At 55.9% G+C, this 15730-nt stretch carries 13 protein-coding genes; 11 read left to right on the forward strand and 2 right to left on the reverse strand.

The window, feature by feature from the left end; all coding sequences use genetic code 11:
• Positions 1–3 precede the first annotated feature (3 nt).
• Entirely contained in the window at positions 4–2040 is a 2037-nt protein-coding gene (locus J5278_RS26835) for a hydantoinase/oxoprolinase family protein (protein ID WP_209186623.1), read from the reverse strand.
• Between the two features lie 609 nt (positions 2041–2649).
• Between J5278_RS26835 and J5278_RS26840 the strand changes: the two genes are divergently transcribed.
• The 8 genes from J5278_RS26840 to nos all read left to right on the forward strand — a co-directional run bounded on the left by J5278_RS26840 (position 2650) and on the right by nos (position 11427).
• The gene (locus tag J5278_RS26840; RefSeq protein ID WP_111221714.1) at positions 2650–3768 is read left to right on the forward strand and encodes an FAD-binding oxidoreductase; all 1119 of its coding nucleotides are present in this window, start codon (positions 2650–2652) and stop codon (positions 3766–3768) included.
• Positions 3765–4058 carry a (2Fe-2S)-binding protein gene (locus tag J5278_RS26845; protein ID WP_111221715.1) on the forward strand — a complete coding sequence of 98 codons (294 nt, stop codon included), beginning with the start codon at positions 3765–3767 and terminating at the stop codon, positions 4056–4058. Before J5278_RS26840 ends, J5278_RS26845 begins: the two co-directional genes overlap by 4 nt.
• Positions 4055–5473, forward strand: a complete 1419-nt coding sequence (locus tag J5278_RS26850; RefSeq protein ID WP_219259430.1) for an NAD(P)/FAD-dependent oxidoreductase — start codon at positions 4055–4057, stop codon at positions 5471–5473. The genes J5278_RS26845 and J5278_RS26850 overlap by 4 nt, the downstream gene beginning before the upstream one ends.
• 47 nt (positions 5474–5520) lie before the next feature.
• Complete coding sequence (rocF, locus tag J5278_RS26855; protein WP_080868315.1) at positions 5521–6477, forward strand: arginase; 957 nt, start codon at positions 5521–5523, stop codon at positions 6475–6477.
• 75 nt (positions 6478–6552) lie between these two features.
• On the forward strand, positions 6553–7635 hold the full coding sequence (locus tag J5278_RS26860; RefSeq protein WP_111221717.1) for an NAD/NADP octopine/nopaline dehydrogenase family protein: 1083 nt from the start codon (positions 6553–6555) through the stop codon (positions 7633–7635).
• Between the two features lie 47 nt (positions 7636–7682).
• Positions 7683–8747, forward strand: a complete 1065-nt coding sequence (locus J5278_RS26865) for an ornithine cyclodeaminase (protein WP_161959373.1) — start codon at positions 7683–7685, stop codon at positions 8745–8747.
• 177 nt (positions 8748–8924) lie between these two features.
• Positions 8925–9758: an IS5 family transposase gene (locus tag J5278_RS26870; protein ID WP_111221719.1), complete on the forward strand. Its 834-nt coding sequence runs from the start codon at positions 8925–8927 to the stop codon at positions 9756–9758.
• Between the two features lie 430 nt (positions 9759–10188).
• Positions 10189–11427 carry a D-nopaline dehydrogenase gene (nos, locus tag J5278_RS26875; protein ID WP_045231695.1) on the forward strand — a complete coding sequence of 413 codons (1239 nt, stop codon included), beginning with the start codon at positions 10189–10191 and terminating at the stop codon, positions 11425–11427.
• A gap of 424 nt (positions 11428–11851) precedes the next feature.
• On the opposite strand, the gene J5278_RS31810 is transcribed toward nos, so the two are convergent.
• Positions 11852–12547, reverse strand: coding sequence for a RolB family protein (locus J5278_RS31810; RefSeq protein WP_111221721.1), 696 nt, complete (start codon positions 12545–12547; stop codon positions 11852–11854).
• Positions 12548–12984: 437 nt separating this feature from the next.
• On the opposite strand from J5278_RS31810, the gene J5278_RS31815 reads away from it, so the two are divergent.
• The 3 genes from J5278_RS31815 (at position 12985) to istB (ending at position 15713) form a co-directional block, all read left to right on the forward strand.
• On the forward strand, positions 12985–13284 hold the full coding sequence (locus J5278_RS31815; protein ID WP_111221722.1) for a RolB family protein: 300 nt from the start codon (positions 12985–12987) through the stop codon (positions 13282–13284).
• Between the two features lie 87 nt (positions 13285–13371).
• Positions 13372–14925: an IS21 family transposase gene (gene istA / locus J5278_RS26890; protein WP_111221723.1), complete on the forward strand. Its 1554-nt coding sequence runs from the start codon at positions 13372–13374 to the stop codon at positions 14923–14925.
• An 11-nt stretch (positions 14926–14936) separates the two neighbouring features.
• On the forward strand, positions 14937–15713 hold the full coding sequence (istB, locus tag J5278_RS26895) for an IS21-like element helper ATPase IstB (RefSeq protein WP_111221724.1): 777 nt from the start codon (positions 14937–14939) through the stop codon (positions 15711–15713).
• Positions 15714–15730: the final 17 nt, after the last annotated feature.

Consider the following 15730-nt stretch of genomic DNA (forward strand, 5'->3'; position numbering starts at 1 on the left):
TGATCAGCTCCGGGTCATGAGGATTGCGCCAAAGGCTCCGACGCGGGCAACGAACTCTGGCGGAACGACGATCGTCGCATCACGCTGCTCGATGACAGCCGGCCCCTGGATCGCATCGTTGGGGGTGAGAGATGCGCGATCGAAGACGCGTACCTCGGGAATGAGTTTGTTGTGGAAGCGCATCGAACGAACCGTTTTGAGCGCACCGCCAGCCCCGGACGTTTCAGGTGTTGTGGGCTGAGGTATCGACATCGATCCACGCACGCGCATGCGCAGGTCGACGAATTCGACTGGCGCCGCTTTGTCGGCATGGCTGTAGATGCGTTCGTGCTCTTGGTGGAAGGCGGCATGCATTGCGGCAATGTCGTGCGCTTCGATCGCCGTATCCGGCAGCCGCACGTCAACCTGGAAGGACTGCCCGACGTAGCGCATCTCAGCCCAGCACTCGAACGTTTTCGACACGAGACGCTCCGGCGGTGCCTGCCGCGATAACCATTCGGCTCCCTGCTCGCGAAGGACCTGAAACTTCTTCGCGATGAGAGAACCATCGATATCAAGGCCGTGGACGGTTTCGAGCGCGTCTTTGCTCAAATCAGAGACAAGGCCCCCGAGGGCACAGAATACGGAAGGTGTCGCCGGCACAAGAACGCGGTTCACGCCGATCTCGGCCGCAAGGAGCGGCCCCTGGATCGCGCCAGCTCCGCCGTAAACGAGCACCGTCAGATCTTCGGGATCGACGCCCTGGCGTGCGAGATAAGGCAAGACACCGGCCACCATGTTCGAGCTTGCGACGGTGACGCACATTTCCGCGGCGCTGAGCACGTCCGTCTTGAGAGTCTCCGCAATCGGCGCCATAGCGCGTTCGGCGGCATGACGATCGAGCTGCATATCGCCGCCAAGAAGGGCTTCAGGCAAATAGCCCGCAAGTAAAAAGGCATCGGTCAGCGTGGGTTCCGTGCCGCCTCGGCTGAAGCAGGCAGGGCCAGGATAGGACCCAGCACTGCGCGGGCCGATACGCAACACCCCGCCATCAATCGTGACGACCGAACCGCCGCCTGCGCCGATCGCCTCGATGCTGGTAACTGGCATGACAACCGGAAACTCACCCACCTCGGCCGAAGTCGAGGTCAGAGCTTCGCCATCGCGCACGAGCGAGATGTCAGTGCTGGTGCCACCCATGTCCATGGTGAGGATGTTATGTTCGCCCAAGGCGCGGCCGAGATATTGCACAGCCGTCACGCCAGACGCCGGACCCGACAGAAGCGTATGCACAGGGAAGTTGCGCGCCTCACTGGCGGCCATCGCACCACCGTTCGAGCGTGTGACGAAAAGTTGCGACCCCGGCAGCCGTTCAGCCACATAGGTTTCGACCGCACCGATATACTCGTTCATCCGGCGTTTCACGAAAGCGTTGAGCACACTGACGATCGCTCTTTCGTATTCTCCGATCCGCGGCCAGATCTCGCTGGACAGACTGACTTCGGCATCCTCGCCGACCGCTTTACGGATAACCCGCGCGACCGCTTTTTCATGCTGCGGGTTGGCGTAGCTGTGAAGCAGCGCGACCGCATAGCCGGCAGCACCTGCGTCGGCTGCCCGACGGGCAAGTGCCTCGACTGCGGCCTCGTCGATCGAGGTTCGAACCAAGCCACCGCGCAGCAATCGTTCCTCGACCTCGAAAACCATTTCGCGATCGATCAGCGGCCTGGTTCGGGTCTCGAACATGTTCAGAGGGTTGCGGACGCCGATCCGCTGCAGTTCGAGCAGATCCCTGTATCCCTTCGTTACGAAGAACGCGATCTTCGGCCCTTTTCGCTCGATTACGGCATTCGTGCTGACCGTGGTGCCGTGCATGACGAAGGCTGCCTCGCCCGGCTCGGGCGTGAGCCGTTCCAGTAGTTTTTCAAATCCCTCACGGAAACCGTTTTCGAAAGCGGGAGGAGTCGAAGGGACCTTCAGAGTGACGATCCTGTCCTCTCCTTCACGCCACCCGCAAAAATCTGTGAACGTCCCACCGATATCAACGCCGATTCTAAGCATCTGCCGCTCACCCTCGCTTCTTCAGTTGGTCGGCCTGCGGGGTATTTCGATCTGTTCTGATCTGCATGAAACCTGTCTCCGTCCTGGAGTGATCATCGCGATATTTCAGCGATGAATACGCTGCTCACTCCGTTTGGAGAATTTGCATATCCCACCGATTGATTGGCAACGGCAATCAATCGGAACGGATGAGACTCGCCTGCTTATAGAAACTGAGGGCGATGAAGGTGACTGAGATTAACCGGTCGCGTCCTGTGGCTCGCGACGGCCCTAGGACCGTGCCGCCTTCATAACATTTGAACATCGCCGCATACCTATTACTGCCCTTGCAGCATGGACGGCAACGCCTTATCCCTAAGCTGGAAGGCAAGAATTCCAAGATAGCCAGATCTGCAATCGACCCGCTTCACATGGTGATCATCTGTTCAAGACTGATGAAACCGAAGCAAAGAAGGTCCTCAAAACTTGGCCGTCAAACGGCGACAGCTGGACAGACTGTATAGCCGACCGCACGAGGATTGAAGGATGCGTCTGGCTCACTGGGGGCTAATGGCCACGGATCGAACGTTTCGCCCGGGCACGGAAGCCTTCGTATTGTGAGAAGGTTAAATGGATCACGAGTTCGAGACAGCCATTGTTGGCGGCGGCGTAGTGGGCGCCGCAATTGGATACGGGTTAGCCAAGTTGGGACGCCGGGTGATCATCATCGATGGCTCGGACGATGCGCTGCGTGCGTCCCGAACGAATTTCGGCCTGATCTGGGTTCAGGGCAAGGGCGACGAATATCCTGAATATCATCGCATCACGCGGCAAAGCGCCGAGCTGTGGCCAGATTTTGCATCCGAGTTGAAAGAACTGACAGGTGTCGACGTGGAGTACCGCCGCAACGGTGGTTTGCTCTTCTGTGTGTCGGAAGCTCAGGCGGAAGAAGAAAAAGCCATCGGCGAGAAGATGGCTGCCATTCATCCTGACTATCGCTTCGAGATGCTGGAGCGCTCGCGCCTTGAGCGCATGCTTCCCGACATCCGTCTCGGACCGAAGGTGTGTTCAGCGTCGTTCAGTCATATGGACGGTGACGTCAATCCTCTCCTGGTCCTTCGCGCTTTGCTGGAGGGATTTGTGCGCCTCGGTGGAACCTTGGTGACGGGCGAACACGTCGACAGCATCGCGCCCACGCTTGGTGGCTTCCGACTGGCAACGGATGGCCTCACGATAGAAGCGGAGCGGGTGATTATTGCAGCGGGAAATGACTCCATGGCTTTTGCCAAGAGCCTAGACCTTCCACTTCTGCTCGTCCCGGAAAAGGGGCAGCTTCTCATCACGGAACGGGTCGCCCCGGTCTTCCCTTACGCCGCCAGCGGTATCCGTCAGACCATGACGGGCACGTTTCAGCTCGGCGTTACGAATGAACGTGTGGGCCGGTCTACCGATGTGACAGCTGGCGGCGCGCGTCATATCGCCAATCGCGCGATCAATGTGATGCCTGACGTTGGCGCGTTGCGTGTCATACGGCAATGGGCGGGACTACGCGTGCTGACCCCGGACGGGGTGCCGGTCTACGATCGGTCGCGGCGATACCCCGGCATCCATGTCGTCGCATGCCATTCCGGCGTCACCCTTGCCGCTCTGCATGCAGGTCCTTTTGCCGAATGGTTGGCAGCCGATGGAAGGGAGCCATCCTACGACGCTTTCCGCGGCAGCAGATTCAAGATGGGGATCGCGGCGTGACGAGTGAAGCTCTCTTTCCCTCCGGCCAAGCCGTGGAAATCACCATCGACGGTCGTCTCGTGACCGCTCGCGATGGAGAGCCTCTGGCCGCCGTCTTTCTGCGTCTGGACGACATCCACACGCGGACCTCCTTTCCTTCCGCCCAGCCCAGGGCGCCCTACTGCATGATGGGCGTCTGTTTCGAATGTGTCGTGCACGTCGAAGACATCGGCACTATTCGAAGCTGTCAGCAAACGGTTCACGCCGGCATGAGGGTCGAACGTCATGACCATCCGAAGAGGCTGAAATGAACCATCATTCGAGCGCCGACCTGTTGATCGTCGGAGCTGGCCCCGCTGGCATGGCCGCCGCGAGGCGAGCTGTGCGCGGCGGCCTATCCGTCGTCTTGCTGGATTCGCAATCACAGCCCGGAGGTCAGATCTGGCGTAATGCCGGCCGCAACGCGACGAGCCCGGTCATAAACGTTCTGGGGGCGGAATATCGACGCGGCATCCGGCAAATCGAAGCATTCCTGGCCTGCGGCGCCGACTACATTCCGGAGGCTCAGGTAAGCAGGCTCAGCCAGGGTTGGACGGTGGAATATGTAAAGGGTGGAGAAATTCGTTCTGTCATGGGACGGCATCTCTTGCTCGCTATGGGCGCACAGGAACGCCCGGTTCCGTTCACCGGCTGGACGCTACCCGGCATCATGACGGTCGGCGCCGTACAGATTCTCCTTAAGACGGCGGGCCAACTGCCACGGGGGCCAGTTGCCGTGGTCGGGAGCGGACCTCTTCCCCTACTATACATGCAGCAGATGCGGCTCGCCGGGACAAAGCCCGTCGCTTATCTCGATACGACCCCTCGGGGTCTCATCAGCCGTTCGCTGCGCGGTTTTCGCGGGGCGCTAAAGGAGCCCGGCCAAATCCTGAAAGGGATTGCCTGGTTACCGCAGTTCAGTGGCATTCGGCACGTACGCAACGTGGTCAAAATCAGCGCCGAAGGAAGCGGACGACTGGAAACTGTACGGTTCGAAACTTCAAACGGCAGGCCTGACCGATTGGAGGTCAAATCCCTTCTTGTTCACGAGGGGCTGGTGCCAAGCCATCAGTTGGCGGTGTCGGTTGGCGCGCAACTGATGTGGGATGTCGGCCAGTCAGCGTTCCGGCTTGAGCGCGACGAGTGGATGAACGCAGGTCCGGACGGACTGTACATAGCCGGGGACGGTGCTCGGATCGGCGGCGCCGTCAATGCCGAGATCGAAGGAGAGATCGCCGCGACCGGTATCCTTCTTCGTGACGGCGCCCTGACGGCCGCTCAGGCGGATGCCGAGACAAAACCGCTAAGGGCACATCATGCCGGGCAAAAGGCGTTCCGGCGATTTCTGGATGGAGTCTATCCGCCGAATATTGCGCGGACCCAGCCTGACGACGCAACGATCGTCTGCCGGTGCGAAGAGTTGAGCGCGGGCGTGTTGAGGGAAGCTGCTGTCCGTGGCGCTTGCCGAGGCCCTAACCAGCTGAAGAGTTTTACACGCGCGGGCATGGGTCCCTGTCAGGGAAGGCAGTGCGGCTACCCGGTGCACGAACTGGTGAAGTCCGTCGCCGGTCTGACCGCCGGCGAGGTCGGCCTATTCAATCCGCGGCCTCCCTTCGTTCCCTTAACGGTATCGATGCTTGCAGCTCAGCAGGCCGAGGAAGTCGTTTCAGCGTCGACACATGAGTGATCGTTCGGCCATCGCCACAGCGTGGTGACCAAAGTTGCAGTCAAGAAATGAACGCCTCGCGGCGTCGCAAGGAGAATGAGTTGAAGACGTGCCAAATCCTGGGAGCCCCCGTTCAAAGCGGCGCATCCCAACCCGGATGCCTGATGGGGCCTGATGCTTTTCGGACTGCCGGCTTGTCGCGAGCTTTGACGGAACTGGGCTGGGCCGTCACTGATCTCGGAGATGCGACGCCGACGGCGGAGCCCGAAATCAGTCACACCAATTCCGCTGTTAAGAACCTCGACGCTATGGTGGGATGGACGCGCAGTCTCTCCAAAAAAGCGCTGGAGATGGCCCGCAGCTGTGATCTTCCGGTTTTTCTCGGCGGCGATCACTCAATGTCTGCCGGCACCGTTTCCGGGGTGGCCGAACGAGCGGCCGAACTCGGCAAGGAGCAATTCGTCCTCTGGCTGGACGCGCACGCAGACCTGCATACCCTACACACGACTGCAAGCGGCAATCTTCATGGCACGCCGGTCGCCTACTATACGGGCCAGCCTGGCTTCGAAGGGCTACCGCCGCTGGCAGCGCCTGTGGATCCCCGCAACGTATCCATGATGGGGATTCGCTCGGTCGACCCGGAAGAAAGGCGCCGGGTTGCCGAGATCGGTATCGAAGTCGCCGACATGCGGGTTCTGGACGAGCAAGGCGTCGTACGCCCGCTGGGCGTCTTTCTTGACCGCGTGAGCAAGGCCAAGGGCAGATTGCACGTCAGCCTCGACGTCGACTTCCTCGATCCCGGGATTGCGCCGGCGGTGGGCACCACGGTTCCGGGCGGGGCGACTTTCCGAGAGGCACACCTCATCATGGAGATGCTCCATGACAGCGGTCTCGTCACCTCGCTCGACCTTGCGGAGCTCAATCCGTTTCTGGACGAGCGAGGACGTACGGCCCGACTGATGACCGATCTTGCCGCGAGCCTGTTCGGCAGGCGCGTGTTCGACCGGGTGACAACAGCATTTTGACCACTGGGTGTGGCCCGGAGCGATCGAGGTTTGCCTCTCGCATCGAGACAACCCTTCGAAACAAGGAGGAAGAAGATGAAGGTTGGAATAGCGGGAGCAGGATCGATCGCCATTGGATATGCGGCGTTGCTCTTACAGAATGGCCATGAGCCATTGATCTGGTCGCGTTCACGCGAAAGAACTACTGATTTCTCTGCCGGCGCGCCGGTGAAGATCACGGGTGCTATCAGCATGGAGTTCCACCCGCACATCTGCACGAACGCCGAGGAATTGGCCGAAGCCGATGTGATCGTGCTGGCACTGCCAGCCTATGGTCACCGCTTTGTTCTCGACGCTCTTCTGCCGCACCTCAGCGCACGTCATTCGGTGATCATCAGCGCCCATCTTTCCTTTGCGGCGCTCTACCTCGCCAAGGGGCTGGCCGAGCGTGGAATCGAGATTCCAATCACGGCATGGAGCACGACTGTGCTGACCTGCAAGCCGCGGGCAGCGGATACGTTCAACATCGGTGCCATCCGGGCAAAGGTCGATATGGCGACCCTACCGGCACGCTTCGCAGGACGGGCGCACGAAACATGCGTCGGTCTGTTCGGCGATCGGTTCGACGTTAAGGACGACATCCTCACGATCGCATTGAGCAACCTCAATCCCCAGGACCATATGGGAATCGCGCTTTGCAATTTGTCGCGTATCGAACGCGCTGAGGACTGGGGTCAGAACACCAATGTCACCCCGGCCGTCGGGCGCTTCCTGGAAGCGCTCGATCTTGAGAGGCTGGCAATCGCGTCCGCTTTCGGCAAGACGGTCCGATCCACCTTCGATCACTTCCGATTATCGTTCGACATATCCGGCCAATCGGTTTCAGAAATATCATCGATCCTGGTCGAGCGCGGAAGCGACCCGGCAGGTCCGAAGAGCCTCGATACTCGCTACGTGCTCGAAGACGTTCCCTTTGGTCTGATCCCCACCCTGCATTTGGCAAAAGCAGCCGGCGTATCGGCGCCTTTGCATGAAAGCGGCGTGCGAATTTTAAGCGCCTGCTACGGACGCGACTTTTCCGAAGAAAACGACCTGCTTAAAGACCTCGGCCCGCTGGATCTGCCCACGCTCAAGAAACGGGTAGTTACCGGGTACGCGATCACGGCCGAACCCGTGTGATCGGGGCTCGTCCGGCAGTCTATCAAACCAATAAAGGGGGCCAAAAGATGCCAGCAATTGTCAACCTCAACATCGTTCCGTTCATCAGTGTTGAAAACATGATGGATTTGGCGGTCAGCACCGGGATCGAGAACTTCCTTGTTCAACTGGCCGGCTACATTGAAGAAGATTTCCGGCGCTGGGAAAGCTTCGACAAGATTCCACGCATCGCCTCGCATTCGCGGGACGGCGTGATTGAACTCATGCCGACGAGCGACGGCACCCTCTACGGCTTTAAATACGTCAACGGCCACCCGAAAAACACGAAGTCGGGACGCCAGACGGTGACCGCGTTCGGCGTGCTCTCCGATGTCGATAGCGGCTATCCGCTGCTGCTGTCGGAAATGACAATCCTGACGGCCTTGCGAACGGCCGCAACCTCCGCGATCGCGGCAAAATATCTGGCGCGTAAAGATGCGCGCACGATGGCGCTGATCGGCAACGGTGCCCAGAGCGAGTTCCAGGCGCTCGCCTTCAAGGCGCTGCTCCATATCGATCGGATACGGCTTTACGATATCGACCCGGAGGCAACCGCTCGCTGCAGCCGCAATCTCCAGCGGTTCGGGTTTCAGATCGAGGCGTGCACCTCTGCGGAACAGGCGGTCGAAGGTGCCGATATCATTACGACAGCGACGGCCGACAAGCACAACGCCACGATCCTGAGCGACAATATGATCGGGCCCGGCGTCCACATCAACGGCGTCGGCGGCGACTGCCCAGGCAAGACCGAGATGCACCGCGATATCTTGCTGCGTTCGGATATTTTCGTGGAGTTTCCGCCACAGACCCGGATTGAAGGCGAGATCCAGCAACTCGCGCCAGATCATCCTGTGACGGAACTTTGGCGCGTAATGACTGGCCAGGACGTCGGCCGAAAGAGCGACAAGCAAATCACGCTTTTCGACAGCGTCGGATTTGCGATCGAGGATTTTTCGGCGCTGCGCTACGTCCGCGACCGCGTTGAGGGATCACGCCACAGCAGCCCACTCGACCTAATAGCCGATCCGGACGAGCCTCGAGATCTCTTTGGAATGTTGCTGCGTCGTCAGGCTTTCCGAACTTTGGGAAGTTGAAGAGATGCCAATAGCGCGTGGACCGTCGAGCATCTAGAACGGGCTCTATGGGGCTTGCACATACAAACGAACGATCGAATGAGTCTTTCACGCTCTTAGAGGCTGCCTCAAAAAGAGGTGGGTGATTTCAACAGGTTATGATTCCTTCGGATTTGCGAAGATTCGAAGGAGTACACGATGGCCTGGACTGAAATCGCCCGTCGGCACTATGCCCGGCGCACGGCACGCTACGCAAGTGACATGACGGATCGGGAATGGGTTTTGGTTGAGCCTTTTCTGCCGATACCCCGCCGCTTGGGCCGTCCCCGCACCACTGATTTGCGCGAGGTCGTCAACGCTCTGCTTTACATCGCCACGACCGGTTGCCAGTGGCGCATGCTGCCAAAGGACTTTCCGCCCTGTTCAACCGTCCAGCGATATTTCTATGAATGGCGGGCACTGGGACTTTGGACACGTATCAACCATCATCTGGTGATGGAGGCTCGCGAGTTGGAGGGCAGAGAGGCAAGCCCGACGGCTGGCGTGATCGATAGCCAGAGCGTGAAAACCACGGAAAGTGGCGGCATACGAGGCTACGATGCGGGCAAGAAGGTCAAAGGGCGCAAGCGCCATATCATCGTCGATACGCTCGGCCTGATGGTCGGCCTCATGGTGCACAGCGCCGACATCCAGGATCGCGACGGTGCTCCCGATCTCCTGAAATCCATTCGCCACAGGTGGCCATGGTTGCTGCATGTCTTCGCCGATGGTGGTTATGCAGGCGACAAGCTGAAGCGGCGACTGAAGAAGATCGGGCGCTGGACGGTCGAGATCATCAAGCGCTCGGACAAAGCGAAAGGCTTTGACGTGCTGCCACGACGCTGGGTCGTCGAGCGGACCTTCGCCTGGCTTGGCAGATGCCGAAGACTGGCAAAAGACGTAGAAAAGTCCATCGCCTCCTCACAGGCATGGATCATGATCGCCCACATTCGCCTGATCACTCGGCGCCTTGCAAGGTATCGATATCATTGAAGGCTTTTCGAGTCCGACTCTTACAAACATACAAATATTCTAATAACTGCTCTTTTCTCTTAGGTTTACCCGCCAATATATCCTGTCAAACACTGGATATTTACAATTGATTACGGAAAATGACAAACCGATCAGGAGCGCAAAATTTAAGGCAGCCACGCTATTGACCGGGGCGATGACGTTGGACAAGCCGTTTTAATTTTGGGATGGATTGAACTTTAAAGTTGAAGGAGCCACTCAGCCGCCGGCTGCTAGAGTTTTAATGAGCTAAGCACGTACGTCAGAAACCACTGTTGGGCGTACAAAAGTCGCCTCAGGTCACTGTCAGCCAGCAAGAGTTTCTTGCCACAACGCAACTGACGTTTGACATAAATTCCTTTCGGAACTCAATCAGATATCTCATATTCTCTCTCAACCAAAATATTCGATAATGGCTCTCGCTTCATCCTCAACTTCTCTACCTGTCCCAGCCGCAGGTCATCATCCGCTTCCCTTGACTGTAGGTGTCCTCGGTTCTGGTCACGCTGGGACTGCATTAGCGGCTTGGTTCGCCTCTCGGCACGTTTCCACGGCTCTGTGGGCACCAGCGGATCATCCAGGATCGATCTCAGCAATCAAAGCCAACGAAGGAGTCGTCACCACCGAGGGAGTGATCAACGGTTCATTTACGGTCTCAGCCTCTGATGATCTGCTCGCAGTTATTCGCTCCAGCCATCTACTGATTATTGTCACCCGTGCGGACGTTCACGACAGCTTCGTCAGTGAACTAGCCAACTTCAACGGTGAACTCGCAGAAAAGGATATTCTCGTCGTCTGCGGCCATGGGTTTTCCATGAAGTACGAGAGGCAGCTGCAATGCAAGCGAATACTCGAGACGGATAATTCGCCCACAACGTCTAAGCTATCGGATAAAAAAAAATGTAAGGTCAACATCAAGGAAATGAAAGCTTCTTTCGGACTGTCGTGTTTCCCAATTCATCGAAATGATGTTGGCGTCATCGATTTACCCGAAGATATCAAGATCATCTTCGCCCAGCTATTTACGGCTAGGATCATCCCCATCCCACCATTGCAGGTGCTGTTCTTTTCCAACTATATCACTCATGCGATTGCCGCTGTTATGAACATCGGAAGATTGCGCGACCCTGTCAATTCCCTTACCAAAAGAGCTGAGCAGTGGCTTCTTGAACTAGACGAGCGAACCCCACGAGCCGAGACGGACTTTTTCTTTTATGGTGAAGGATCCAACACTTACGTTTGCAATGTTCAAGAGCAGGTAGACCAAGAGCGCCGGAAGGTTGCCAAAGCGTGTGGGTTGCATCTCAATTCTCTCTTGCAGGAATGCAATGATGAATATGGCACTAATTATGCGACCCTAAGGGAATATTGCCTCGCACCATCACCTCATAACGTGCATTATGCATGCCCTGACAACATGGAACATCGTTATTTTTCTGAGGAATTATGCTCATTGGAGGATATCGCGGCAATTGCAACTATTACCAAAATCGAGATGCCCCTCACCCGCGCGTTCATCAATATTATTCATGCGGGAAAGGCAAACTTTCCGCCAACTGACAAAACATCCAGCGTGATTGGTAACTTCAGGTCAGGAGACTTGATCCGCTTTGGTGCCACCATACTTGTTAAGGATGAGATGATGAAGTAAAGAAGACGTGCGCCACGCAGTTCGTTCCAACCTCTTGTAATAAAGTTCATAAGTCCGCACCCCTATCACCGTATTGCGATGCATCTAATATAATTTCTGTTGAATTATCATATTTATGTAAAATGTAACGCGTATTTTTCTTATCAAGTGTGTTTTTTGTGCTTTCGACTTTGTTATTTTTATGTTTTCTATATTAATCTAGCAACAAAATAAAGGATGTTAATTTCGTATAAAATCAAATTTTTCCTAGAGGAAATCCCCTCACACAGACATTCTTAACTACTAATTATCACAATCCGGAATTACTTTATATTACAATACAAAAACCCCATGATATAATATAACGTTAAAAACACACTCAAGATTCAGTTAACATTAATATTTGAAAAGCAATACACATCCACAATCAACACTCTGCGCTAATCTAACACCGGAAACAACTACCGTAGGACCACTTAGAAAGCCTCTCAACGCTGACAATCTTCGCATCTGGTACGAGCTTAGGCGACGGCGGAAAGGCCTCACCAAACGCGACAACTTCGCATCTAAACCGTGAACTTGGGATTGGGGCAAGAAACTTGCGCTGATGCATGCCATGGATTTCGAGAAGTGAATAGTTCGTCTTGAAAAACGATACATTCGGCAGGAAAGCGAAAAACGCCTCCACATCCTTCAGGCAAAGCCGAGAGCCAGGTGAGATCTGGTTGTGCCATTTCCATATCGTCTGGGATGTCACTCCGTCGGTGTAAGGCGATTCAGTACAGGCGACAAATCTGGAAGCCGTAGTGCACAAAAATTTTCCGCACTCCACAAACCGATGAATTTCGTCGGAACTACCGTAGACGTACCACAAATCAGTGCCGGGAAGCACTGAATACAAGGTGTCAAAAGAAGGACCCCGCAGACACGGCGCTTCAGAAAAATGCGCTAACCTCCCGTCGGCTGCGCAAACCTTAGTTTTTAGAATTGATTCCTCCAACACTTTCTGAGCACTAGCTAATGTACTATTGATAAACCCTACATATGCGTCCCTAGATTCCCTAAGACGGAAATCTCCCAACGATGAATCAGATACAAATTTGACGTATCTCGGTCGGAACATTGGACGATTGTATTCCATTTCCAACTTGTAATTGAGAAGTAGAAACTTGCCTCAGACGGAACAGATATCTTCTCTGAAATCTGAAATTTGCACCAAGCGCTCTTTAAAAAAGACAAAAATTCGTGCCGACGGTGGCCCACCGAAGAAAAAGTTGGGGCGTAAATGTCAAAAAGCAGTTCGGCGCAGAATTGCCACATTCTGCGATCTAATTACCCAATCCACGACTTTTGGGACAAAAAAGACAAAAAATATGACACATTTAGCGAAAAATGCTCCTGATTGGAGAAATATTTCCACATGCGGCGACTGTTGCGCGCTGATTGCCTGACGAGGCTACCAAGTGCACTCACGAAAATGCTATCGAGTCGGCCACAATCGCTTGCCCATTCACTATAAGAACACGAACCATCACTCCATTTCTGTCACAGCCCCTCGGCAAATCGGCAATATACGAAATGACGGTTCCTACTTGGCAGGTTCGCGATCTTAGACGCATCCTACGAGTTAGTGAGTTGAGGCAACACTTGCGCCAGGCTCGTACCGATTTCAGATCCACCCTGTCACAATTCGTATACTTTAACCGCTCCGTTGTTAACCCAAATGCGTACGATGACGAGTATCTCCTTTCAGACCAGAGGCTCACCTATGTTTACGTCGATGAAGTAACAGCGTGCGGGTTTCACAAAGTCCCGGACAAAGATTTCAGTAAGTCGCGGACACCGAATTCAGAAAGTTCGGGACAGCAAATTCAGTAAGTCGCGGACAGAAGGGACAGCGGATTTAGATCGAATCTCGTGAGCGCCGATCTGGCAATTTGTTCTCGTGTTTTAAGCGAGGATCTAATGCCTAGACGGAAGCAAGCGAGACATACTGATGTGAAAGACATTCGATCGATACTGCGGCTGACGTTCGAGCAGGAATTGTCGATACGCGCCGTTTCTGAGCGGCTGAAGATGAGCAAGACGTCGGTCTCAACGTATCTGCTGCGGGCGCGGGAGGCGGGGCTTGCAGCATGGCCACTTCCACCCGGTCTGGATGATGACGAGCTCCTGGAGCAGCGACTATTCCGGCGGATGGGGCGACCTCCTCGAGACAGCGAGGAACCGAACTGGCCGAAAGTGGCCAGCGAGTTGAAACGCAAAGGCGTGACGCTCAACCTGCTATGGCAGGAATACCGGGAGGTCCATCCGGATGGATACGGCTACACCTGGTTCTGCTGCCGATTTGCTGATTATGAGAGCCGCGCCAAACCCACCTATCGCAGTCGTCATGTGGCTGGTGTCGCGATGGAATGCGACTATGCCGGCCATACGATCCCGATCATCGATCCGTCTTCTGGCGAGATCCGGGCAGCACAGATTTATGTGGCCGTGCTGAGTGCATCGCAATTGGTGTTCTCCTATGCCAGCTTCAGTCAGAAGCTGCCGGATTGGATCGAGGCGAACCAGCGAGCCTTCAGTTACTTCGGTGGGGTGACGAAGACAACGATCTGCGACAACCTCAAATCCGCGATTGCCAAGGCTCTCTGGTTCGAACCGACGTTGAACGCGACATTTGCTGCCTTCGCCGAACACTACGATACGACCGTATTGCCAGCACGGCCGCGGCGTCCTCGGGATAAACCATCCGCGGAGGGATCGGTTTTAATCGTCGAGAGGTGGGTTCTGGCCAGACTTCGAAACGACCGTTTCTTCAGCCTTGTCGATCTCAATATCCGCATCAGCGCTCTGATCGAGGACCTTAACACCCGTACGATGCGTCGGTATGGAAAATCCCGGCGAGCCCTGTTCGATGAGGTCGAGCGCTCCCAGCTCAAGCCACTGCCGCCAACGCCGTTTGAATACGCGGAATGGAAGGTCGCCAAGGTTCATCCCGATTACCATGTCGACGTCGACAAGACGTTCTATTCCGTGCCGCACGGTCTGATCGGCAGGAAGGTCGATATCAGGCTGACGTATCGAGCGGTCGAGATCTTCTTTGACCACAAGCGGGTCGCCAGCCACATCCGAAGCTCCCAGCGTTCCGGCCATATCACTGTCAATGAGCATATGCCGAAAGCTCACCAGCGCTATGCAAACACGACGCCTCACACGTTGCGCAAGGAAGCGGCGAAGGTTGGGGCCAATACTGCGATATTTATCGAGCGTCTGCTTAGCGATCGGCCGCACCCGGAGCAAGGCTACAGATCCGCTCAGGGCATTCTCTCCCTGGCGCGTCGTTACGAAACCGATCGGCTGGAATTGGCCTGTGAGCGTGCGTTGGTCATCAATGCGCTGACCTATTCGTCTGTCGCCAACATTCTCAGATCTGGTCTCGATCAGGCTCCTGCCGCAAGCGAGACCGTGAAGCCGGCACCGCCGCACGGCAATATCCGCGGCAAAACCTACTACCAATGAAAGGACATCTAATGCTGACACATCCAACACTGGACCAGATGAGTGCGCTTGGTCTTGCCGGAATGGCAACCGCCTATCGCGAACTTATCGAGCAAGTTCATGGAAATGATCTTAGCTTTGACGAACGGCTTGGCCTGATGCTCGACCGCGAGATCGCACTACGAACCGACCGACGGCTGACCAATCGGCTCGCCACAGCAAAGCTTCGATTTGCCAATGCCTCGATCGAAGACATCGATTTTAGATCTCACCGCGGCCTTGATCGTCGCAATGTCTTGTCCTTGGCGCAGGGCGCATGGCTGAAGGCAAACGAGAACCTGATCCTGACAGGCCAAACGGGCACTGGAAAAACTTGGATCGCCTGCGCCTTTGCGAGACAGGCGGCCCGCCTCGACTACTCTGTCCTCTACGTTCGTATGCCGCGGCTCTTCGAGGATCTCGCACTTGCCAGGCTCGATGGACGCTTTCCGCGCCTCATCGACAAGCTGGCACGTGTTCAGTTGCTGGTGTTGGATGACTGGGGAACCCATACCCTGAATGACCGACAGCGCCTCGATTTGCTCGAAATCTTCGAGGAGCGATATCGAAGGAAATCGACCCTGATCACAGCTCAGCTTCCGGTGGCCGCCTGGCACGAAATGATTGGAGAAGCCACTTTGGCCGATGCGATTTTGGATCGCATTGTTCACAACGCCCACCGCATCACTCTCGAAGGCGACAGCATGCGCAAACGAAAAACGCCGACGCTCTTGACCGGCGACGAAATAACCGAACACAATCACGCGTAACAGCAACAAGGCAACCG

The sequence above is a fragment of the Rhizobium sp. B21/90 genome (assembly GCF_019355815.1).
Lineage (GTDB): Bacteria > Pseudomonadota > Alphaproteobacteria > Rhizobiales > Rhizobiaceae > Rhizobium > Rhizobium rhododendri.